This is a genomic window from Plantactinospora sp. CA-294935 (assembly GCF_050936445.1).
Lineage (GTDB): Bacteria > Actinomycetota > Actinomycetes > Mycobacteriales > Micromonosporaceae > Plantactinospora.
Genome location: NZ_JBNJMU010000001.1, coordinates 51,598 through 73,762, shown reverse-complemented (window position 1 = coordinate 73,762; position 22,165 = coordinate 51,598). Strand labels below are relative to the sequence as shown.

General features: G+C 72.2%; 22 protein-coding genes. 20 read left to right on the top strand and 2 right to left on the bottom strand.

What is annotated here, in order from left to right; genetic code table 11:
• The first annotated feature begins 18 nt into the window (after nucleotides 1-18).
• The 8 genes from ACQEVC_RS00480 (at nucleotide 19) to ACQEVC_RS00445 (ending at nucleotide 9,032) form a co-directional block, all read left to right on the top strand.
• The gene (locus tag ACQEVC_RS00480; RefSeq protein ID WP_203858403.1) at nucleotides 19-807 is read left to right on the top strand and encodes a phosphotransferase; all 789 of its coding nucleotides are present in this window, start codon (nucleotides 19-21) and stop codon (nucleotides 805-807) included.
• Nucleotides 808-1,059: 252 nt separating this feature from the next.
• Nucleotides 1,060-2,454, top strand: coding sequence for an ammonium transporter (locus tag ACQEVC_RS00475; RefSeq protein WP_432872240.1), 1,395 nt, complete (start codon nucleotides 1,060-1,062; stop codon nucleotides 2,452-2,454).
• Between the two features lie 24 nt (nucleotides 2,455-2,478).
• Nucleotides 2,479-2,817, top strand: a complete 339-nt coding sequence (locus tag ACQEVC_RS00470) for a P-II family nitrogen regulator (protein WP_196205300.1) — start codon at nucleotides 2,479-2,481, stop codon at nucleotides 2,815-2,817.
• 15 nt (nucleotides 2,818-2,832) lie between these two features.
• A complete protein-coding gene (locus ACQEVC_RS00465) occupies nucleotides 2,833-5,238 on the top strand; it encodes a [protein-PII] uridylyltransferase (protein WP_432872238.1) in 2,406 nt (801 codons plus the stop codon).
• 115 nt (nucleotides 5,239-5,353) lie between these two features.
• Nucleotides 5,354-6,286 (top strand): ABC transporter ATP-binding protein, encoded by a 933-nt coding sequence (locus ACQEVC_RS00460; RefSeq protein ID WP_432872236.1) that lies wholly within the window; start codon nucleotides 5,354-5,356, stop codon nucleotides 6,284-6,286.
• Complete coding sequence (locus ACQEVC_RS00455; protein WP_318395394.1) at nucleotides 6,276-7,097, top strand: ABC transporter permease; 822 nt, start codon at nucleotides 6,276-6,278, stop codon at nucleotides 7,095-7,097. The genes ACQEVC_RS00460 and ACQEVC_RS00455 overlap by 11 nt, the downstream gene beginning before the upstream one ends.
• Nucleotides 7,098-7,134: 37 nt before the next feature.
• Nucleotides 7,135-8,337 (top strand): sensor histidine kinase, encoded by a 1,203-nt coding sequence (locus tag ACQEVC_RS00450; RefSeq protein ID WP_432872234.1) that lies wholly within the window; start codon nucleotides 7,135-7,137, stop codon nucleotides 8,335-8,337.
• Nucleotides 8,334-9,032 (top strand): response regulator transcription factor, encoded by a 699-nt coding sequence (locus tag ACQEVC_RS00445; RefSeq protein WP_432872232.1) that lies wholly within the window; start codon nucleotides 8,334-8,336, stop codon nucleotides 9,030-9,032. The genes ACQEVC_RS00450 and ACQEVC_RS00445 overlap by 4 nt, the downstream gene beginning before the upstream one ends.
• On the opposite strand, the gene ACQEVC_RS00440 is transcribed toward ACQEVC_RS00445, so the two are convergent.
• Complete coding sequence (locus tag ACQEVC_RS00440; RefSeq protein WP_432872230.1) at nucleotides 9,005-9,316, bottom strand: hypothetical protein; 312 nt, start codon at nucleotides 9,314-9,316, stop codon at nucleotides 9,005-9,007. The genes ACQEVC_RS00445 and ACQEVC_RS00440 overlap by 28 nt on opposite strands.
• 133 nt (nucleotides 9,317-9,449) lie before the next feature.
• Here ACQEVC_RS00440 and ffh point away from each other — a divergent pair, with 133 nt between their 5' ends.
• From ffh to ACQEVC_RS00415, 5 genes are all read left to right on the top strand, one after another.
• On the top strand, nucleotides 9,450-10,994 hold the full coding sequence (gene ffh / locus ACQEVC_RS00435) for a signal recognition particle protein (RefSeq protein ID WP_432872228.1): 1,545 nt from the start codon (nucleotides 9,450-9,452) through the stop codon (nucleotides 10,992-10,994).
• A gap of 87 nt (nucleotides 10,995-11,081) precedes the next feature.
• Nucleotides 11,082-11,660 carry a Uma2 family endonuclease gene (locus ACQEVC_RS00430; RefSeq protein WP_432872226.1) on the top strand — a complete coding sequence of 193 codons (579 nt, stop codon included), beginning with the start codon at nucleotides 11,082-11,084 and terminating at the stop codon, nucleotides 11,658-11,660.
• Nucleotides 11,661-11,767: 107 nt separating this feature from the next.
• On the top strand, nucleotides 11,768-12,847 hold the full coding sequence (locus ACQEVC_RS00425) for an amidohydrolase family protein (RefSeq protein WP_432872224.1): 1,080 nt from the start codon (nucleotides 11,768-11,770) through the stop codon (nucleotides 12,845-12,847).
• Nucleotides 12,848-13,018: 171 nt separating this feature from the next.
• A complete protein-coding gene (gene proS, locus ACQEVC_RS00420; protein WP_432872222.1) occupies nucleotides 13,019-14,425 on the top strand; it encodes a proline--tRNA ligase in 1,407 nt (468 codons plus the stop codon).
• A 19-nt stretch (nucleotides 14,426-14,444) separates the two neighbouring features.
• A complete protein-coding gene (locus ACQEVC_RS00415) occupies nucleotides 14,445-15,092 on the top strand; it encodes a DUF402 domain-containing protein (RefSeq protein ID WP_432872220.1) in 648 nt (215 codons plus the stop codon).
• 167 nt (nucleotides 15,093-15,259) lie between these two features.
• Here the strand turns inward: ACQEVC_RS00415 and ACQEVC_RS00410 are convergent, their stop codons facing one another.
• Complete coding sequence (locus ACQEVC_RS00410; protein WP_318395386.1) at nucleotides 15,260-16,318, bottom strand: LacI family DNA-binding transcriptional regulator; 1,059 nt, start codon at nucleotides 16,316-16,318, stop codon at nucleotides 15,260-15,262.
• A 139-nt stretch (nucleotides 16,319-16,457) separates the two neighbouring features.
• Here ACQEVC_RS00410 and ACQEVC_RS00405 point away from each other — a divergent pair, with 139 nt between their 5' ends.
• From ACQEVC_RS00405 to trmD, 7 genes are all read left to right on the top strand, one after another.
• Nucleotides 16,458-17,765 (top strand): extracellular solute-binding protein, encoded by a 1,308-nt coding sequence (locus ACQEVC_RS00405; protein ID WP_432872218.1) that lies wholly within the window; start codon nucleotides 16,458-16,460, stop codon nucleotides 17,763-17,765.
• An 89-nt stretch (nucleotides 17,766-17,854) separates the two neighbouring features.
• On the top strand, nucleotides 17,855-18,763 hold the full coding sequence (locus tag ACQEVC_RS00400; protein ID WP_318395384.1) for a carbohydrate ABC transporter permease: 909 nt from the start codon (nucleotides 17,855-17,857) through the stop codon (nucleotides 18,761-18,763).
• A complete protein-coding gene (locus tag ACQEVC_RS00395) occupies nucleotides 18,760-19,626 on the top strand; it encodes a carbohydrate ABC transporter permease (RefSeq protein WP_432890914.1) in 867 nt (288 codons plus the stop codon). The genes ACQEVC_RS00400 and ACQEVC_RS00395 overlap by 4 nt, the downstream gene beginning before the upstream one ends.
• A 342-nt stretch (nucleotides 19,627-19,968) precedes the next feature.
• A complete protein-coding gene (gene rpsP / locus ACQEVC_RS00390) occupies nucleotides 19,969-20,448 on the top strand; it encodes a 30S ribosomal protein S16 (RefSeq protein WP_432872216.1) in 480 nt (159 codons plus the stop codon).
• On the top strand, nucleotides 20,423-20,683 hold the full coding sequence (locus ACQEVC_RS00385) for an RNA-binding protein (protein WP_199853371.1): 261 nt from the start codon (nucleotides 20,423-20,425) through the stop codon (nucleotides 20,681-20,683). The genes rpsP and ACQEVC_RS00385 overlap by 26 nt, the downstream gene beginning before the upstream one ends.
• 13 nt (nucleotides 20,684-20,696) lie before the next feature.
• Nucleotides 20,697-21,269, top strand: a complete 573-nt coding sequence (gene rimM / locus ACQEVC_RS00380) for a ribosome maturation factor RimM (RefSeq protein ID WP_432872213.1) — start codon at nucleotides 20,697-20,699, stop codon at nucleotides 21,267-21,269.
• A gap of 70 nt (nucleotides 21,270-21,339) precedes the next feature.
• Complete coding sequence (gene trmD, locus ACQEVC_RS00375) at nucleotides 21,340-22,116, top strand: tRNA (guanosine(37)-N1)-methyltransferase TrmD (protein ID WP_432872211.1); 777 nt, start codon at nucleotides 21,340-21,342, stop codon at nucleotides 22,114-22,116.
• The last annotated feature ends 49 nt before the right edge of the window (nucleotides 22,117-22,165 follow it).

Here is a 22,165-nt window from a genome sequence, read left to right as displayed (position 1 = left end):
CCTTCAGGAGAGACGTACGTGACTTCGCAGGAGATCCCGCTGCACGGCGGGAACGTCAGCACCGTCGTGCGGGTGGGCGACACGGTGCGGCGCAACGCCGGCCCGTGGACCCCTTCGGTGCACGCCCTGCTCCGGCACCTGGAATACGTCGGCTTCACCGGCTCGCCCCGGGCCCTCGGGATGGACTCGCGCAACCGCGAGGTGCTGTCGTACCTGGAGGGGGAGTGCGGGGAGTACCCGCTCGCCCCGCACTGGGTCACCGACGAGGCGCTGGCCACCGTCGCCACCATGCTGCGGATGTTCCACGACGCGCAATACGGTTTCCAGCCGCCGCCGAACGCGGTCTGGCGGTCGTTCGGGCCGCCGCCGCCGGACACCGAGGTGATCTGCCACCACGACGCCGCCCCGCACAACGTGATCTGGCGGCCGGACGGCACCCTGGCCCTGATCGACTTCGACCTCGCCTCGCCGGGCGCCCGGATCTACGACGTGGCGTACGCGGCCTGGACCTGGGTGCCGCTCTTCTCCGACCGGGACTCCTACACCCTCGGCTGGCAGCGGCCCAACCGGCCGCGCCGGCTGCGGCTCTTCGCCGACGCGTACGGGCTGATCCCCCGGGACCGGCACCGGCTGGTCCGGACCATCCGGAAGCGGATCGTGGACCACGTCGAGGGGATCCGCCGGATGGCCGCGGCCGGTGACCCGGCGTTCGTCCGGATCGTGCACAAGGGTCACCTCCGGCGCCCGATGCGCGATCTGCGGTTGCTCGACTACGAACGGCACACCCTGGAGTACGCGCTCCGGTAGTCCGATTACGCGTTCCGGCAGCCGGGTGTCGCTGTCTGTACATCCATGGCGGGCTATTCGGCTGGTATGCCCCCGTCCGTTCCATCGATAGTGCGGGCTTCTTCACATGTTGGAAACAACCCGTGACGCCGTGGAAACCAAGTGGGCACCACGCGTGAAACCTCCAGCCAGGAAGCTTCCGCGCAACCGGCGTACGGGCGATGCTGCCTCGGTGGGCCGGGAAGGAGGGTAACCAAACTTTAGGAGGCCAGCGTGCCTGAAGCACCGACGATCGACTCCGGCAACACCGTATGGCTGCTGGTGTCGACGGCGCTCGTGTTGCTCATGACGCCCGGTCTGGCGCTGTTCTACGGCGGCCTGAACCGGTCCAAGGGCGTGCTCAACATGATGATGATGAGCTTCTCCGCGATCGGGCTCATCTCTGTTCTGTGGTGGTTCTACGGTTTCAGCGTGGCGTTCGGCTCGGACGTGAACGGCTTCTGGGGTGACATCTCCCAGTACCTCGGCACCAAGACCTTCCTGGCCGAGACGGACCTGTGGGGCGCGACGGCCGAGAACCCCAGCGGCATCGGCGTCCCGCTCTACGTCTTCATGGCGTTCCAGATGGTCTTCGCGGTGATCACCGTCGCGCTGATCAGCGGTGCCATCTCCGACCGGGCCAAGTTCGCCGGCTGGCTGCTCTTCGCGTTCGGCTGGGCGACCCTGGTCTACTTCCCGGTCGCGCACTGGGTGTGGGGCGGCGGCTTCATCGGCGCCGACATCCACGCGCTCGACTTCGCCGGTGGCACCGCGGTGCACATCAACGCCGGTGCGGCCGCGCTCGGTGTGGTGCTGGTGCTCGGCAAGCGGCTCGGCTGGCCCAGGGAGGTCATGAAGCCGCACAACATCCCGCTGGTGGCCCTCGGCGCCGGACTGCTCTGGTTCGGCTGGTTCGGCTTCAACGCCGGCTCGGAGCTGACCGTCGACTCGGTCGCCGGTCTGGCCTTCATCAACACCCAGCTCGCCACCGCCGCCGCGGTGCTCGGCTGGATCGTCGTCGAGTGGATCAAGGGCGGCAAGCCGACCCTGGTCGGCGCCTCCTCCGGCGCGATCGCCGGCCTGGTCGCGATCACCCCGGCCTGTGGCTTCATCGCGCCCTGGGCGGCGGTGATCCTCGGCCTGGTCGCCGGTGCGGTCTGCGCGCTCGCGGTCAGCCTGAAGTACAAGCTCGGCTACGACGACTCGCTCGACGTGGTCGGCGTGCACTTCGTCGGCGGCTGGATCGGCTCGCTCTGGCTCGGCCTCTTCGCCACCAACAGCGTCAACGGCGCGATCACCGACGTGGTGGGCGCCTCCGACGGCCTCTTCTACGGCGGCGGCGCGACCCAGCTCGGCCGGCAGGCCCTGGCCGGTCTGGTCGTCACCATCTGGTCCTTCGGCATCGCCTGGCTGCTGGCCTTCGCGATCGAGAAGACCATCGGCTTCCGGGTCTCCCAGGAGGCCGAGGTCGACAGCATCGACCTCGCGGAGCACGCGGAGAGCGGGTACGACCTCTCCACGGCTTCCGGCAGCGGCGGCGCGTTCGCCATGGCCGGAATCGGCACCCCGAACAGCAGCACGGCGGCGGAGGAGCCCGCCGCTCCGGTCAGCGAGAAGGTCGCCGGTTAAGTTTCTCCGATGGAGGGGTTGGATATGAAGCTGGTGACTGCGGTCATCAAGCCGTACCAGCTGGACGCGGTCAAGGAGGCGCTGCACGCCCTGGGCGTGGCCGGCCTGACCGTCAGCGAGGTCCAGGGGTACGGACGGCAGAAGGGCCACACCGAGGTGTACCGGGGTGCCGAGTACACCGTCGAGTTCCTGCCGAAGATCAGGGTCGAGGTACTGACCGACGAGATCGACGTCGACAAGGTGGTCGACGCGGTGGTCACCGCCGCCCGTACCGGCAAGATCGGTGACGGAAAGGTCTGGGTGACCGGCGTCGAGGACGTCATCCGGGTCCGTACCGGCGAGCGCGGCCTCGACGCGCTCTAGGAGGAGATCGCCACGATGACCACGGGACCCGCGCCGCTGACCGCCGGTCAGGTCGACCCGAGGCCCCTGGTCATCCCCGGCGTCGGCGCCGCCGCACGCGAACAGCGTGCGGCGGCGTTCGACGCGTGGCTGGCCGGGCTGCTCGCGGCGGGGCTGCGGGAGACCACCGGCCAGCGGGACGCGGCCGACCCGACCTTGGCCGACGGGGTCGCCCTGGTCGCGGTCGGCGGGCTCGGCCGCAGGCAGTGCGCGCCCTGCGGGGACCTGGACCTGGTGCTGCTGCACTCCGGGATGCCCGGCATGGACGAGCTGGCCGCCGCGCTCTGGTATCCGATCTGGGACGCCCGGCTCGGCCTGGACCACTCGGTGCGGACCATCCCCGAGGCGCTCTCCGTCGCACACGACGACGTCAAGGTCGCGCTCGGCCTGCTGGACGCCCGGCACGTCGCGGGAGACCGGGAACTCTCCGCCCGGCTGGTCGGCGCCGCCGCCGACCAGTGGCGGCGGACCGCCGTACGCGCGCTGCCGGCGCTGCGCGAGGTCACCGCGACCCGCTGGCAGGCCCACGGCGAGCTGGCGTTCCTGCTGGAAGGCGACCTGAAGGAGGCGGCCGGCGGCCTGCGGGACGTCGCGCTGCTCCGGGCCATCGCCTTCGCCGGGATCAGCGACACGCTGCGCCCGGCGGTCCGGGCCGCGCACCTGCGGATGCTGGACACCCGGGACGCCCTGCACACCTCGGTCGGCCGCCGCGTCGACCGGCTGCTCGCCCAGGAGCGGGCCGCGGTGGCCGGCCTGCTCGGGCTGCGTCAGCTCCGGCGCGGCACCCTCGACCCCGCCCCCCGACAGCTTCCACCCGACGGCGGGGGTCCGGTTCCGCTCGACGGCAACGGTCCGGCCGACGGCGTCGCCGAGCTGGGCGACGTACTGCTGCGCCAGGTCGCCGGGGATGCCCGGACCATCAGCCATGCCCTGGACGACGCCTGGCGGGCCGCCGACCGGCTCCGCTCGGGCCGGCGACGGGGCGCCGACGGCCGACCGCTGCGCCGCCCGGTCGCCCGGGACGTGGTGGAGCAGGACGGCGAGCTGGTGCTCGCCCGGACGGCGATCGGGGCCCGCCCGGACCCGAGCCTGTCGCTGCGGGTCGCCGCCGCCGCGGCCAGCGTCCGGCTGCCGATCGCCCGGGCCACCTGCGAGTGGCTGGCCGCGTACTGCCCGCCGCTGCCGACGCCCTGGCCGCCGGCCGCCCGGGCCGCGCTGATCACCCTGCTCGGTGCCGGTCCCGGGCTGGTCGCCACCTGGGAGACCTGTGACCGGTACGGCCTGGTCGACGGCTGGCTGCCGGAGTGGCCCCGGATGCGCAGCCTGCCGCAGCACAATCCGGTGCACCGCTACACGCTCGACCGGCACCTGGTGCAGGCCGCCGCCGAGGCGACCGGGTACGCCCGCGAGGTGGATCGGCCCGACCTGCTGCTGCTCGCCGCCTTCCTGCACGACGTCGGGAAGGGGTTGGGTGGGGATCACAGCTCGGTCGGGGCGCCGATCGCGGCCCGGATCGCCGCCCGGATCGGGCTGCCGCCGGCCGAGGTCGACCTGATCGGGAAGCTGGTCCGGCTGCACCTGCTGCTGCCCGAGGTGGCGACCCGGCGGGACCTCGCCGACCCGGTCACCATCGCCGGGGTGGCCGAGGCGGTGCAGGACACCGGCACCCTGAACCTGCTGCACGCGCTGGCCCGGGCCGATGCCTTGGCGACCGGACCGGCCGCCTGGTCGGACTGGAAGGCCCGGCTGATCGCCGAACTGGTCCGCCGGGTGCACACCCGGCTCGACACCGGCCGACTCCCCGAGCCGCCGACCCCGGATCCGGCGCTGGTGGCGGGGCCGCTGCCGGCCGTACACCTGGAGGGGGACCGGGTGGCGGTGGCCGCGGCGGACCGGCGGGGCCTGCTCGCCGCGGTCGCCGGATGTCTGGCCCTGCACCGGCTGGAGGTGCTCGCCGCCGACGCCAGCATGGTCGAGGAGACCGCCCTGGTCGAGTTCCTGGTCCAGCCCCGCTACGGCACCCCGCCGGACCCGGTCGCGCTCGCCGCCGACCTGCGCCGGGCGGTCACCGGCGACGTCTCGGTGACCCAGCGGCTGCGCGGCCGTGCCCTGGCGGCCCGGGGCGGCGGCTCGCCACCCCGGGTGGTCTGGCACCGGGCCGCCGCCACCGACGCCGTGGTGCTGGAGCTGCGGGCCGCCGACGCCGGCGGGCTGCTCTACCGGGTCACCAGCGCGCTGGACGAGGCCGGCGCCCAGGTGCGGGCGGCCCGGATCTCCACCCTCGGCGGCGACGTGGTCGACGCCTTCTACCTGGTCGGAAGCTGGCCCGACGAGGCCGAGCGGGACCGGGTCGAGGCCGCCGTGCTGGCCGCCGCCGGCTGAACCGTCGCGCCGGCCGGCGACACGGTCGGATGGGTCCGACTACGTCAGCGGGCGTAGCCCGGAGGTCGCCCGCCGGGCGACGCCGCCGGGCCCGCCGGGCGGGATCGTCGAGGGCATGACGGAAATGCCACCCAGCCCGGCCGGGCCGCCGCACCCGGTGCAGACCCGCGGCCTGACCAAGCGGTACGGCGACCTCGTCGCCGTCGACTCGCTCGACCTCACCGTACGCAGCGGCGAGGTGTACGGGTTCCTCGGCCCGAACGGCGCAGGCAAGACCAGTACCCTGCGGATGCTGCTCGGCCTCGTCCGGCCCACCGCCGGGACCGTCCGGCTCTTCGGCCGGCCGCCCGGCGCCCCCGGCCAACTGGACCGGGTCGGCGCGCTGATCGAGGGGCCGGCCTGCTATCCCTACCTCTCCGGCTGGGACAACCTGCGGGTGCTGGCCCGGCTCACCGGCATCCCGCCGATCCGGATCCGGACCGTGCTGGAGCTGGTCGACCTCGCCGACCGGGCCGGCGACCGGTACGCCGGCTACTCGCTCGGGATGAAGCAGCGGCTCGGCGTCGCCGCCGCCCTGCTGAAGGATCCCCGGCTGCTGATCCTGGACGAGCCGACCAACGGGCTCGACCCGGCCGGGATGGCCGACATGCGGGCCCTGGTCCGCCGGCTGGCGGAGGCGGGCTGCACCGTACTGCTCTCCAGCCACCTGCTCGGCGAGGTGCAGCAGGTCTGCGACCGGGTCGGGGTGGTCTCCCGGGGCCGGCTGGTCGCCGAGAGCACCGTCGCGGAGCTGCGCGGCGCGGCCGGGCTGCGGGTACTGGCCGAGCCGCTGGGCGGCGCCGAGGAGCGGGTACGGGCACTGCTCGGCCCCGACCGGGTACGGGTGGTCGACGGCGGGTTGGACCTGTCCGTCGACCCGGACCGGGCGGCCTGGCTCAACTCCGAGCTGGTCGGCGCCGGAGTGGCGGTACGCGAACTGCGGCCGCTGGAACGCGACCTGGAGCAGGTGTTCTTCGAACTGACCGGAGGGGCCGACCATGTGGGCTAGCTGCCGAGCGGAAGCGATCAAGATGGTCCGTCGACCGGGCACGTGGCTGCTGCTCGCCGTCGCGGCCGTACTCAGCCTGGTCTTCACCTACTTCGTCCCGTACGCCGCCTACGCCGACGGTTCCGCCGGGGTGCTCAGCGACCGGGCGCTCGACGCGCTGCTGCCGGCGCGGCTGGTCGGCAACTCGATCGGCGGACTGCCGGTCTTCGTCGGCGCGATCTGCCTGATCCTGGCGGTACTCACCGTCGGCGCCGAATACGCCTGGGGCACCTGGAAGACCCTGCTCACCCAGGGGCCCTCCCGGCTGTCGGTCTATCTGGGCAAGCTGCTGGTGCTGGCCGCCGCCACCCTGGCGCTGGTGCTGACCCTCTTCGGGGTCGGCGCGCTGACCAGCCTGCTGATCGCGGTGGCGGAGTCGCAGCCGGTGCACTGGCCGGCCGTCGGCGACCTGGCGGTCGGGATCGGCGGCGGCTGGCTGATCAGCATGGTCTGGGCCGGGTTCGGCGTACTGCTGGCGGTGCTGTTGCGCGGGGTGGCGCTGCCGATCGGGCTCGGCCTGGTCTGGCTGCTCGCCGTGCAGAACCTGCTGGCCGCCGTCGCCGCGCCGATCCTGGACTGGGTGGCGGAACTCCAGAAGGGGCTGCCCGGGCCGAATGCCGGGGCGTTGGCGGCCGCGCTCGGCGCCTCGGCCGACGCCCCGGGTGTCGGTGCGGTCGTCGGCGGTGGCCAGGCGGCGGTCGTCCTCGCCGGGTACCTGCTCGGTTTCGTCCTGCTGGCCGGGGCGTACCTGCACCGCCGGGACATCCTCTGAAGCCGTACCGGCGGGGCCTGCTGGGAGGGGAGCCGGCATGACATCCTCGGCGCAGATGGCGATGCAGGGGCGGGAAGCGGACGGCGGGGTGCGACCGGCCGACAGGCGGTGGGGCAGCCTGCTGGCCGACGCCGCGCTCGCGCTCGTGCTGCTGGTCGTCGGCTACTTCGGCACGACCGGCGCGGCGCAGAACTTCCCGGACGCCGCGCCGGTCGACAATGCGGCGTACGCACTGGTGGTGACGGCGGCGCTGGCGCTGGTCGTACGCCGGCGCTGGCCGCTGGTCACGTTGGCGCTCTGCACCGTGGCCAGCACGGCGTACCTGGTGGCCGGGTATCCGTACGGGCCGATCCTGATCTCGTTCTTCATCGCGGTCTACACGGTCGCCCGGCACCTGCCGATCCGGCGGGCGGTGCTCGGTTGCGCCCCTGCCCTGGCTGTGCTGCTGGTGCACGTCTTCGTGTCCCTGCGCGAACCGGTGGGACTGCCCGGCCTGCTGCCCGGTTCGGCGTGGGTCGTCGTACCGTTCGCGGTCGGGGTGACGGTGCGGAACAACCGGGAGGCCGCCGCCCGGGACCGGATCGCGCAGGCCCGCCGGCTGGCCGACGACGAGCGGCTGCGGATCGCCCAGGAGGTGCACGACGTGGTCGGGCACGGGCTCGCCGCGATCAACATGCAGGCCGAGATCGCCCTGCACCTGCTGGCGAAGCGCCCGGAGCAGGCCGAGACGGCGCTGACCGCGATCAGCCGGACCAGCCGGGAGGCGCTGGACGAGTTGCGGGTCACCCTCTCGGTCGTCCGCCGGGACGCCGCCGTCGACCGCGCTCCGGTGCCCGGGCTGGACCAGGTGGCGGCGCTGACCGCCCGGCTGCGCCAGACCGGGCTGACGGTCACCCTGGAGGTCACCGGGGAGCGCCGGCCGTTGCCGGTGGCGGTCGACCTGGCCGCGTACCGGGTGGTGCAGGAGTCGTTGACCAACGTGCTGCGGCACGCCGGCACCGCCGCCGCGACCGTCCGGATCGGGTACCTGCCGGCGGAGGTGACGGTCGAGGTGGTCGACACCGGACGCGGCGGGTCGGCGGTGGCGGGGTCGGGGGACGGCCACGGGCTGACCGGGATGCGGGAGCGGATCGAGGCGCTCGGCGGCGTCCTGGAGGTCGGGCCGCGCCCCGGGGGCGGATTCCGGGTCTTCGCAGGGCTGCCCGCGCAGGCACGCCGGATCACGGGGGAGGAGAGATGACCGGTGAGGAGAACGGGATGGTGACCGGGCGGAGCACCCCGATCGGGGTGTTGATCGCGGACGACCAGGACCTGGTTCGGCTGGGATTGCGCGCCCTGGTGGAGAGCGAGGCCGACCTGCGGGTGGTCGGAGAGGCGGCCGACGGGCTGGGCGCGCTGGCGGTGGCCCGGCGGGAGCGCCCCGACGTGGTGCTGATGGACGTCCGGATGCCCGGGATCGACGGCATCGAGGCGACCCGGCGGATCGTCGCCGACCCGGAGCTGGCCGGTACCCGGGTGGTGGTGCTGACCACCTTCGAGCTCGACGCGTACGTCTTCGAGGCGCTCCGGCACGGCGCCAGCGGCTTCCTGACCAAGGACACCAAGCCGGTCGAGTTGCTCCGGGCGATCCGGCTGGTCGCCAGCGGCGAGGCGCTGCTCTCCCCGTCGGTGACCCGGCGGGTGGTGCGGGAGTTCGCCACCCGGCCGTCCCGGGTGCTCCGGCCGCATCCCCGGCTGGACACCCTCACCGACCGGGAGCGGCAGGTGGTCGGGCTGGTCGGCGAGGGGCTGAGCAACGACGAGATCGGCAGCCGGCTGCTGGTCAGCCCGGCGACGGCGCGTACCCACGTCAGCCGGGCCATGGTCAAGCTGGGCGCGCGGGACCGGGCCCAGTTGGTGGTGTACGCCTACCAGTCCGGCCTGGTCGAGCCCTGACGCCGAGACCCTGGTGCCCGGCCGGCCGGGGGTAGCTTGGCCGCGAGACTGTCGAGCTGCCCCGCCTGTGCGCCCACCACCGGAACCACCGGCACCACCGGCACCACCATCGCCACCGGCACCACCGCCACCACCGGCACCACCACCGCCACCACCACCGGCACCACCGGCACCACCGCCACCGCCACCCCACCGCCACCGCCACCCCACCGCCACCGCCACCCCACCGCCACCGCCACCGCCACCCCACCGCCACCACCGGCACCACCACCACCGGCCGCCACCACCGCCCGGCCTAGCCCGGCTGGGGCGGGGCGGAGGCGGCGGAGGAGGTGGGCGGCTACCCTTGCGGTGGCCGGGCACCCGTGCCTCGGCCATGCCATGCTCGGGTAAATACGACAAACGGGATGCTGCGCCGTGTTTGACACATTGAGTGACCGCCTGTCCGGGATCTTCACCAAGCTGCGTGGCAAGGGTCGCCTCACCGACGCCGACATCGACGCCACCGCCCGGGAGATCCGGCTGGCGCTGCTGGAGGCGGACGTCGCCCTGCCCGTGGTCAAGTCCTTCATCACCAGCGTGAAGGAGCGGGCCCGGGGCGCGGAGGTGTCCCAGGCGCTCAACCCGGCCCAGCAGGTAATCAAGATCGTCCACGAGGAACTCGTCGCCGTGCTCGGCGGCGAGGGTCGCCGGTTGCAGTTCGCCAAGCAGCCCCCGACGGTGATCATGCTCGCCGGCCTCCAGGGCTCGGGTAAGACGACCCTGGCCGGCAAGCTGGCCGGCTGGCTGAAGGGGCAGGGGCACCAGCCGCTGCTGGTCGCCGCCGACCTCCAGCGGCCCAACGCGGTCAACCAGTTGCAGGTGCTCGGCGGCAGGGCCGGGGTCGAGGTCTTCGCGCCGGAGCCGGGCAACGGGGTCGGCGACCCGGTACAGGTCGCCAAGGCGTCGATCGAGCACGCCCGGCGGGCTGCCCGGGACATCGTCATCGTGGACACCGCCGGCCGGCTCGGTATCGACGCCGAGATGATGGCGCAGGCCGCCGCGATCCGGGACGCGGTCGACCCGGACGAGGTCATCTTCGTGATCGACGCGATGGTCGGTCAGGACGCGGTACGCACCGCCGAGGCGTTCCGGGACGGCGTCGGGATCACCGGCGTGGTGCTCTCGAAGCTCGACGGTGACGCGCGCGGTGGTGCCGCGCTCTCCGTACGGCAGGTCACCGGCCAGCCGATCCTCTTCGCCTCCACCGGCGAGAAGCTGACCGACTTCGACGTCTTCCACCCGGACCGGATGGCCAGCCGGATCCTCGGCATGGGTGACGTGCTCACGCTGATCGAGCAGGCCGAGCAGGCCTTCGACGCCGATCAGAAAGAGAAGATGACCGCCAAGCTGATGGGCGGCGAGCAGTTCACCCTGGAGGACTTCCTCGACCAGCTCATCGCGGTACGCCGGATGGGTCCCATCGCCAACGTCCTGGCCATGATGCCCGGGATGGGGCAGATGAAGGACCAGTTGGCCGAGGTGGACGACAAGCACTTCGACAAGGTCACGGCGATCATCCGGTCGATGACCCCTGGCGAGCGGACCAACCCGAAGGTCATCAACGGTTCGCGGCGGGCCCGGATCGCGAACGGCTCCGGTGTCACGGTGATGGACGTCAACCAGTTGCTCAACCGCTTCACCGAGGCGCAGAAGATGATGAAGCAGATGGGCGGCATGATGGGCCTGCCCGGCGGCGGCCGGCGCAAGGCGACCAAGTCGCCGAAGAACAAGCGCAAGGGCACCAAGGGCGGCGGCCGGCCCCGGGTCGGCGGTCCGGCCGGCGGCTTCCCGGCCGGCATGCCGCAGTTGCCGCCGGGGCTGGACCCGAACGCGCTGCAGGGCGGCCAGGGCCTGCCGCCCGGCTTCAAGCTGCCCAAACTCGACTTCAACAAGCTCGGCAAACGCCCGGAGGAGAAGTGACCCGGGAGAGACAGGGTGTCCGTTGTCGAGGACAGCGGGCGATAGCCTGACCGCGTAGGGTGACGGCGACACCGGGAAGGAGTGGTCATGACCGCGGCGCCGATGCTGCCGGAGCGGCAGGAGTGGACGGTTGACGACCTCGGCGAGCTGCCGAAGGACCTTCCGTACGAACTGATCAACGGAAGGTTGATCGTGCCGTCCCCCACCCACCTGCACCAGGACCTCTGTGTCGAAATCCTGCTCGCACTGCGGGCGAACTGCCCGCCGGAGTATGTAGTCAGCATCGACCTGTCGATGCGGGTCGACCGGCGCAACGAGCCCCGGCCCGACGTGGTGGCGCTGCGACCCGAGCACGTCACCCGCAGCCCGGTCCCGGTGCAGGACGCCATCCTCGCGGTCGACGTGATCTCCTCCGACTCCACCTTCCGGGACATGTACGACAAGGCGCGGGTCTACGCCCACGCCGGGGTGCCGACCTACTGGGTGGTCGACCCGCTGCACGAGCCGATGACGCTCACCGAGTTCGTACTCGGGGCGACCGGGGAGTACGAGCCGGCTGCGCACACCGACGACGTCTTCAGCACCGAGCGCCCGTGGAAGGTGACCGTCGACCTGCCGGCCCTGACCACCCGCTGGGCCGGCCTGCGCGGCCGCGCCGAGGCGTGACGTCGGGCGCGGCAAGGGCCGTGGCGCCGGTGGCCGGGGCGTGATCTGCGGCGGGGCGGGCCGGGGTGCGGCGGGTCGCCCCGGCCCGATCGGGTAGGAATGTGCGCATGGCGCTGCACGTACGAGGGGTCGTGCTCCCGGACGACGAGGTCCGCGACCTGTGGCTGGTCGGCGACCGGGTCACCTTCACCCCGGTCCCCGGTGCGGTGACGGTGGCCGATCGCGGCTTCGTGCTGCCCGGTCTGGTCGACGCGCACTGCCATCCGGGGATCGCTCCCGGCTCGGTGCCGATCACCTCGCTCGACCAGGCTCGCGAGCTGGCCCGGATCGACCGGGACGCCGGGGTGTTGGCGATCCGGGACGCCGGCTCGCCGTTCCCGTACCCGGAGTTGGAGGACGAGCCGGACCTGCCGCGACTGGCCCGCGCCGGGCGGCACATCGCGCCGCCGAAGCGGTATCTGCGGGACATCGCGGTGGAGGTCGAGCCGCCCGACGTGCCGGCGGCGGTGACCGAGCAGGCCCGGGCCGGCAACGGCTGGGTCAAGCTGGTCGGCGACTGGATCGACCGGAATGTCGGTGACCTGGCGCCGTCCTGGGAGCCGGAGACGGTGGCCGCCGCGGTGGTCGCCGCGCACGCGGCCGGCGCCCGGGCCGCGGTGCACACCTTCTCCGAGGCGGCGGTCGAGGTGATGGTCCGGGCCGGGGTCGACTCGGTCGAGCACGGCACCGGGGTCAGCCTCGACCTCGTCGACGAGATGGCCCGGCGCGGCACCGCGCTGGTGCCGACGATGATCAACATCGCCACCTTCGGCGAGATCGCCGAGCGGGCCGCCGCGAAGTTCCCCGGGTACGCCAAGCACATGCTCGCGCTCCGGGACAACTTCCCGGCGGTGGTCGGCGCGGCGTACGAGGCCGGGGTACCGATCTACGTCGGCACCGACGCGGGCGGCGGGATCGACCACGGACTGGCCGCCGAGGAGATGCTGCTGCTGCACGAGCAGGCCGGGATGTCCACCGTCGACGTGCTGGCCGCCGCCTCCTGGCGGGCCCGGGACTGGCTCGGCTTCCCCGGCCTGGTCGAGGGTGGCCTCGCCGACCTGGTGGTGTACCCCACCGACCCCCGGACCGACCTGCGAGTGGTACGCGCACCCGAGCGCATCGTGCTGCGCGGCCGAGTGCTGCGCTGACTCCGCGGCTGGCCGGGTCGGTCCGCTGGCACCGTGCGCCGGCTCACGGCGATCGGCGCAGGTGACGCACCGTGCGCCGGCTCACGGCGACCGGCGCAGGTGACGGGCGGACGGTCGGCGGCAGCGGGCCGGGCGCGTCGGCTCGGGGGTCGGCGCCTAAGATGTGCCCTCATGGCACGCGTGCTCACTCCCCGTGCGGAGGATTTCCCCCGCTGGTACCAGGACCTGATCGCCAAGGCGCAGCTCGCCGACAACGGCCCGGTGCGGGGGACCATGGTCATCCGACCGGCCGGCTACGCCATCTGGGAGCGCATGCAGGCCGAGATGGACGCCCGGATCAAGCTCGCCGGTGCGGAGAACGCGTACTTCCCGCTCTTCATCCCGGAGAGCTACCTGCGCCGGGAGGCGCAGCACGTCGAGGGCTTCTCACCCGAGCTGGCAGTGGTCACCCACGGGGGCGGCAAGCAGCTCGCCGAGCCGGTCGTGGTCCGGCCGACCAGCGAGACGGTGATCGGCGAGTTCATGGCGAAGTGGGTCGACTCCTACCGCGACCTGCCGCTGCTGCTCAACCAGTGGGCGAACGTGGTGCGCTGGGAGCTGCGCCCCCGGGTCTTCCTGCGGACCACCGAGTTCCTCTGGCAGGAGGGGCACACCGCGCACGCCGACGAGGCCGACGCGCGGGCGTACGCCCGGAAGATCCTGCACGAGGTCTACGAGGATTTCATGGTCGGGGTACTCGGCATCCCGGTGCTGACCGGGCTGAAGACCGCCCGGGAGCGGTTCGCCGGTGCCACCCGCACCTACACCCTCGAAGGCATGATGGGTGACGGCAAGGCGCTCCAGATGGGCACCTCGCACGAGCTGGGGCAGAACTTCGCCCGCGCCTTCGACATCACCTACACCTCTGCCGAGCGCAGCGTCGAGCACGCCTGGACCACCTCCTGGGGCAGCTCGACCCGGATGCTCGGCGGGCTGATCATGTGCCACGGCGACGACAACGGGCTGCGGGTGCCGCCGAGGCTGGCGCCCGTGCAGGCGTACGTGATGGTGGTGAAGGCCGGCGACGGGGTCGCCGAGGCCGCCGCCAAGCTCTGTGACGCGCTGCGCGACGCCGGGGTGCGGGTCGCCCTCGACGACCGGGTCGACACCCCGTTCGGCCGCCGGGCCGTCGATGCCGAGCTCAAGGGCTATCCGGTACGCATCGAGCTCGGTCCCCGCGACCTGGCCGCCGGCAACGCGGTGCTGGTCCGCCGGACCACCGGCGCCAAGGCCCCGGTCCCGGTCCCGGACGTGGTCGCCGGGGTGCTCGCCGCACTCGACGCCGACCAGAAGGCGCTCTACGACGAGGCTCTGGCCCGGCGCGAGTTGCACACCGTCGCGGTGGATTCGCTGGCCGAGGCGATCGAGGCGGCCGGTACCGGCTGGGCCCGGGTGCCGTGGTCGGCCGTCGGTGCCGAGGGGGAGGCGGAGGCGAACGCCCAGGGTGTGACCGTCCGCTGCCTGCGCCGGGCCGACGGCTCGGTGCCGGACTCGGAGGACGAGCCGGATCTGACCGCCATCCTCGCCCGCTCCTACTGACCGGCCGGATGTGACCGGGATGCGCTTCCCACCGGGCCGCGTCGTCGTGCACCGCAACGTGCGGCGGGGCCGGATCGGCTGGGTCCGCCCGGCCCGGGTGGTCAGCGATGACGACCGTGGCCTGTTGCTCTGGGTCGCCCAGGGCACCCAGGTGGCCAGCGAGGTCACTGCGGACGGTCGCGGGATGCGGACGATGCCGTTCACCGAGTGGGTGGCCGCCTCGACCTACCGGTTGCGGGTCGCCCTCTGGGCCGGACCGCCGGTGCTGAAGTTCCTGCCGGCCGGTGCGGACCACTCGGTCTGGTTCTTCCGGGACGCGGCGGACCGGTTTGCCAACTGGTACGTCAACCTGGAGGAGCACGGCGTCCGTTGGGACGACGGCGAGCTGGCCGGCGTGGACGTGGTGGACCAGGATCTCGACGTGGTGGTCTGGCCGGACCACACCTGGGAGTGGAAGGACGAGGGGGAGTTCGCCGAGCGGCTCGCCGTCCCGGAGCACTACTGGGTCCCGGACCCGGCGGCGGTACGCGCCGAGGGAGAGCGGGTGATCAAGATCGCCGAGGCGGCGCAGTTCCCGTTCGACGGCACCTGGTGCGACTTCGTCCCCGATCCGGCCTGGACCGCGCTGGACCTGCCGCCCGGCTGGGACCGCCCACCCGCGCGCTGAACCGCCCACCGGCGCGCTGAGCCGCCCATCCGTGCGTGAACCGCCCACTCGTGCCGCTGAACCGCCCTGAACCGCCCACCCGTGCGCTGGAGACCGGAAGGCCCGTGCGCTGGAGACCGGAAGGCCCGTGCGCTGGAGACCGGAGGGCCGTGACCGGCGCGGTGAGTTCAGCCAGCCGCCGGCGTGGCGCGGGCGGAGAGCGGCAGGCTCGGCTCGCGGGCAGGGGCGTAGGGCCGGCAGGACGCCCGGATGACCAGCTCGGTGGGGAGCCGGATGTGCGTGTCCCGTTCGACGCCGCCGATCAGGTCGATGAGCAGGCGCAACGCCTCGGCGCCCATCCGTTGCAGCGGTTGCATGATCGTCGTCAGCGGCGGGTTGACCAGCGCCGACTCCGGTACGTTGTCGAAGCCGATCACGGAGAGGTCGTCGGGTACCCGCAGACCCATGCTCCGGGCGACGTCGAGGGTGGAGATCGCGGAGAGGTCGTTTCCGGCGAAGACCGCGGTCGGCCGGTCGGGGAGGGCGAGCAGCTCCGCGGCCGTACCGGCGGCGCTCTCGGTACGGAACCCGCCGACCCGTACCAGCCGCTCGTCCACCGGGACGTCGGCGTCGGCCATCGCCTTGCGGAACCCGGCCTCGCGCAGGCGTGCCGACTCGAGGTCGGAGCGTCCGCTGATGTGTCCGATGCGGCGGTGGCCGAGTGACAGCAGGTAGTTGGTCGCGAGTACGGCGCCGGCGAAGTTGTCGGAGTCGACGGTGGGCAGGCCGGACGGGCCGGTGTGCGGGTCGACGGCGACGACGTGGAAGCCCTGGTTGGTCTCGACCACGGTCGGCGTGACGATCACGGCCCCGTCGATGAGCGTTCCGGACAGCCGGGCCAGTGACCGCCGCTCCCAGCCGATGGCCGCGCTGGCACCGTCGCCGCCGGAGTAGGCCAGCAGCTGGTAGCCGGTGCCGACGACCTCCCTGGACGCCCCCTTGAGCAGCTCGGTCGAGAACGGCTCGAACTCCGCGACCAGGATTCCCAGCACGTTCGTGCGGTGACTGCGCAGGCTCTGTGCCCCTAGGCTGGCCTCGTACCCGAGTTGGTGGATGACCTGCTGGACGCGTTCCACCGTCGCCTGCGCCACTCCGTACCTGCCATTTACCACCTTGGATACCGTCGCGACGGAGACGCCGGCCGTACGGGCCACGTCCGACATCTTGACACGCTGCGGAAACGCCACGCCGACGATGATAGAGGGCTGCCAGCGCCCCGTGACAGGGGAGTCGAAACCGTTATCGACAACGGTTGACACCGAGTTACGCGGCTGTAAAACTCGCCGTTCAGGTGAGTACCGCGACTGATAGTCGAGGAGACATTCGATGGCGATGAAAGGCCGCGCGGGCACCGTCCTGGCGCTGCTTACGACCAGCGCACTCCTTGCTGCCGGATGTAGCGGCGGCGGCGACGAAGCGCCCGCTGAGGAAGAGCTCTACAAGAACCCGGTGACCCTGACCTGGTGGCACAACGCCTCCCAGGACGGGCCCGGTAAGACTTACTGGGAGAAGGTCGCCAAGGACTTCTCCGCGTTGCATCCGACCGTCACGATCCAGATCGAGGCGATCGAGACCAACCAGCTCCAGCGCACCCGGCTCCCCGCCGCGCTGCTGACCACCGACCCGCCGGACATCTTCCAGGCGTGGGGCGGTGGCGAGATGCGCGAACAGGTGGAGGCCGACTACCTCAAGGACATCACCGACCAGGTGAAGACGGAGGTGGCCAACATCGGCAGCGCCGCCGAGATCTGGGCGGTGGAAGGCAAGCAGTACGGCCTGCCGTACCGGATGGGCATCGAGGGCATCTGGTACAACAAGGACATGTTCGAGCGGGCGGGCATCGCCGCCGTGCCGACCACGTTCGACGAGCTCAACGACGCGGTCACCAAGCTCAAGGCGATCAACGTCGTCCCGATCGCCCTCGGCGCCGGTGACAAGTGGCCCGCCGCGCACTGGTGGTACAACTTCGCGCTGCGTGCCTGCTCGGTCGACACCCTGAAGAAGGCCTCCACCGAGGCGGTCTTCGACGACCCGTGTTTCGTGAAGGCCGGCGAGGACCTGAAGACCTTCATCGGCACCAACCCGTTCCAGCCCAACTTCATCGCCACCCCGGGCCAGAACGACCCGACCAGCGCGAACGGGATGCTCGCCAACGGCAAGGCCGCGATGGAGCTGATGGGTGACTGGAACAAGGGCACCCTGGAGACCGTCGCGGAGGACAAGGCGGCGCTGGCCAAGTTCCTCGGCTGGTTCCCCGTGCCGGCGATCTCCGGGTCGGCGGGTGACCCGAAGGCGGCCCTCGGCGGTGGTGACGGGTTCGCCTGCGCCAAGAACGCCCCGGCGGAGTGCGTCGAGTTCCTCAAGTACATCGTGAGCCCCGAGGTGCAGAAGGGCTACGCCGAGACCGGCACCGGCCTGCCCGTCGCCAAGGGTGCGGAGAGCGGTGTCGCGGACCCCGCCCTGAAGTCCATCCTGGAGGCCACGTCCGGCGCGACCTACGTGCAGCTCTGGTTGGACACGGCCTTCGGCAGCACCGTCGGCAACGCGATGAACGACGCGATCGTCGCCATCTTCGCCGGCAGCGGCAGCCCGCAGCAGGTCGTCGACGCCATGAAGGCGGCCGCACGCAAGTGACCGCCACCAACCCAACCCTGAACCCCGCCGGCGGCGCGTCCGCGCCGCCGGCGGGCGTCCGGCCCGCCCGGAGGCGGTCGTCCTCCCGCGTGGCCGAAAAACGCCGTAAGTGGTACGAGATCATCGGGCTGACGACGCCGGCGGTCGTCGTCTACGTGATGTTCGTGCTGGTGCCGATGGGCTTCGCGGTCTACTACAGCCTCTTCCGCTGGCGCGGGGTCGGGCCGCCCACCGAGTTCGTCGGCTTCGACAACTACGTCCTCGCCTTCCAGGACCCGATCTTCCTCGACGCGCTGCGCAACAACGCCATCATCGTGGTCGGGTCGCTGGTGATCCAGGGCCCCATCGCGCTCGCCGTGGCGCTGCTGCTCAACCGGCGCTTCCGTGGACGCACCGTGTTCCGCCTGCTGGTCTTCGTGCCCTACGTGCTCGCCGAGGTCACCGTCGGCATCATGTGGAAGCTGATCCTGACCGACGGCGGGACGGCCGACGCGCTGCTGCGGTCGCTGGGACTGGGCAGCCTGGTCCAGGCGTGGCTGGCCGACCTCGACGTCGTCATCTGGACGCTGCTGGCCGTCCTCACCTGGAAGTACGTCGGCTTCGCCATCATCCTTCTGCTCGCCGGCCTGTCGAACGTGCCGCACGAGCTGACCGAGGCCGCCTCGATCGACGGCGCGAGCTGGTGGCAGATCCAGCGCCACATCACGCTTCCGCTGCTCGGCCCGACGATCCGGATCTGGATGTTCCTGTCGATGATCGGTTCGTTGCAGGTCTTCGACGTGATCTGGGTGACCTCGGTGCCCTCGGTGCGCTCGCTCGGCGCGTCGGCCACCATGGCGACGTACATGGTGGACAACGGCTTCTTCGCCCGGCTGTGGGGTTACGGCAACGCGGTGGCCGTGATCCTCTTCGTCATCTCCTTCGTCGCGGCGCTGCTGTTCCAGCGCTTCTTCCTCCGCCGCGACATCCAGGGTGCCATCACCAGAAGGGCGAACTGACCGTGGCCGCGAACGCTGTCCTGCCCCCACCGTCCAAGCGCCGCCCGGTGTCCTGGGGCAACCCGCTCACCTACGCGCTGGCGCTCGCGGTCGCGGCCGTGTCGATCGCCCCGGTCGTCTACGTGATCGTCGGCGGTTTCCGCACCACCCCGCAGATCGTGGCGGACCCGGCGGGGCTGCCCGACCCGTGGGTCTTCGACAACTACGTCCGGGTACTGACCCAGAGTGACTTCTGGGGTCAGGCGTTCAACAGCGCGGTGATCGCCCTGGGTACGACGCTCGGTGTCGTGGTGCTCGGTGTCTGCGCCGCGTACGTGCTCGCCCGGTACACCTTCCGGGGCCGCGAGGCGCTCTACACCTTCTTCACGCTCGGCCTGCTCTTCCCGGCCGGGGCGGCGATCCTGCCGCTCTACCTCATGCTGCGCGACCTCAACCTGATCAACTCGTACTACGCGGTGATCCTCCCGCAGGTCGCCTTCGCGTTGCCGCTCACGATCGTGATCTTGCGCCCCTTCCTCGCCGCCATCCCGCGCGAGTTGGAGGACGCCGCCGCGATCGACGGCACCGGCCGGCTCGGTTTCCTCTGGCTGATCGTGCTGCCGCTGTCGCGGCCCGCGCTCGTCACGGTCGGGATCCTCGCGTTCGTGGCGAGCTGGAACGCGTTCCTCCTGCCGCTACTCGTCCTCGGCGACGTCAATCTGCACACCCTGCCACTGGGCGTGCAGAACTTCTCGAGCCAGTACACCTCCGACACGGCGGGAATTCTCGCCTTCACCTCGCTGGCGATGCTGCCGGCACTGCTTTTCTTCACATTCGCCGAAAAGCAGATCGTCGGTGGCCTACAGGGCGCGGTCAAGGGCTGAGCCGCAGCGGTACGGGCGCGGGAAGGGGGAGGCGCGGCCTGATCGAGGTCCGGACGGGGGCGGTCGGGACGGCGGGGCACGCCCCGGGCGAGCGGAGCGGCCACCAGCCATGATCGCCCGGAGCGCGCCCCGCCGGCGAGTTCGCCGACCGGTGTGAGGTTCCCGGGCCGGGTCTGGCACAATGGGTCGCTGGTATCCGGCACACGTCCGGCGCCCTCTAACCCGGGCGTGTCGCCAGTCCATCGAGCAGTCCCCGGCTCAAACCCCACTGTGCCGGTCGGCTCTCACCCGCGCACCGCCCGTGTCCGGGACGGTGAGAATCGCAACAGGAGCGAACACACTGTGGCCGTAAAGATCCGGCTCCTGCGGATGGGTAAGATCCGCAACCCGCAGTACCGCATTGTCGTCGCCGACTCGCGCACCAAGCGCGACGGTCGGGCGATCGAGTTCGTCGGGATCTACCAGCCGAAGGAACACCCTTCGGTGATCGAGGTCAAGTCGGAGCGGGTGCAGTACTGGCTCTCTGTCGGCGCCCAGCCGAGCGAGGCCGTCCAGCGCCTGCTGGAGAAGACCGGCGACTGGCAGAAGTTCAAGGGCCTGCCGGCCCCGCCGCCGCTGCTGGTGGCGCCGGAGCGGGCCGACCGCACGGCGGCCTACGAGGCCGAGGCGAAGGCCGCGGCCGGGCTGACCGAGTCGGCCAAGCCGGCGAAGAAGGCGGCCAAGGCGGCCAAGGCGGCGCCCGCCGAGGCCCCGGCCGAAGCGCCCGCCGAGGCCCCCAAGACCGAGGAGCAGGCCGGTGCGGACTCCGGCGAGCAGGCCTGACGTGGCGCTCCGGCCGGCGCTCGAACACCTGGTCAAGGGCATCGTCGACCACCCGGACGACGTACGGGTCCGGATGGTCGACTCCCGGCGCGGCAAGCGCCTGGAGGTGCGGGTGCACCCCGAGGACCTGGGTACGGTGATCGGTCGCTCCGGCCGTACCGCGAAGGCGCTGCGCCAGGTGATCGGGTCGATCGGCGGCCGTGGCGTACGCGTCGACATCGTCGACTCGTACTGATCCGCGGATCCCGATGCTCCTGATCGTCGGCCGGATCGGCCGTCCGCACGGCATCCGCGGTGAGGTGACCGTGGAGGTGCGGACCGACGATCCCGAGGCACGGTTCGCCGTCGGGGCGGTGTTGCGCACCGACCCGGCGGCGGCATCCGGCACCGGCCCGGCGGCGCCGCCCCCGGTCACCGGGCACGGCGAGCTGGTCCGGGTGCCCGAACGGCTCACCATCGAGGCCGCTCGGTGGCACCAGGGCAAGCTGCTGGTCACCTTCGACGGCGTCTACGACCGCGACGTCGCCGAGGCGCTCCGCGGCACCCTGCTCTGGGCGGACAGCGCGGACCTGCCGCCGCCGGCCGACCCCGACGAGTTCAACGACCACCAGTTGGTCGGTCTCGCCGTGGTCACCCCGGCGGGTGAGGCGCTCGGCGAGGTGGCCCGGATCGACCACGCCCCCGCCTCCGACCTGCTGGTGCTGCGCCGCCCCGAGGGGCGTACCGCGCTGATCCCGTTCGTCAAGGCGATCGTGCCGGAGGTGGACCTGGCCGCCGGCCGGGTGGTGGTGGACGCCCCGCCCGGCCTGCTGGACCTGTGAGTCAGGTTCGCGTCTGTCGTCGTCTGACCAGGCCCCGCTGACCGGGAGCCGTCGAGAGGGCCCTCCGCACATGCGCGTCGACGTGGTGTCGATCTTTCCCGAGTACCTCACCCCGCTGGGGCTCTCGCTGATCGGGCGGGCCCGGGCGGCCGGCGTACTCGACGTCGCCGTGCACGACCTGCGGACCTGGACGCACGACGTGCACCGTACGGTTGACGACACCCCGTACGGCGGCGGTCCCGGCATGGTGATGCGGCCCGAGCCGTGGGGAGAGGCGCTGGACGCCCTGGTGCCGCCCGGCCGGGAGTCCGGCACGCGCCTGGTGGTGCCCACCCCGGCTGGGATGCGGTTCAGCCAGGCGACGGCGCACGAGCTGGCCGCCGAGTCCCACCTCGTCTTCGCCTGCGGCCGGTACGAGGGGATCGACCAGCGGGTCCTCGACCATGCGGCCACCCGGATGCCGGTGACCGAGGTCTCGCTCGGCGACTACGTGCTCTTCGGCGGCGAGGTCGCGGTTCTGGTGGTCATGGAGGCGGTGACCCGCCTGCTGCCCGGGGTGCTCGGCAACGCCGACTCGCTCGCCGAGGAGTCGCACGCGCACGGGCTGCTGGAGGCGCCGGTCTACACCAAGCCGCCGAGCTGGCGCGGGCAGGACGTACCGGAGATCCTGCGCTCGGGTGACCACGGCCGGATCGCCCGGTGGCGGCGCGACCAGGCACTGGTCCGGACGGCCCGGCGCCGGCCCGACATGCTCGCCGCGCTGCCGGCGGAGCAGTTGGACAAACGGGACGTCGCGACCCTGGCCGGGGCCGGATTTCAGCCTCCGGCCGACGATATGGCAAAGTAGGGGGGTTGCCGCAGTCGCCCGTGCCACGGACGGCTGCGAGGATCTCCGC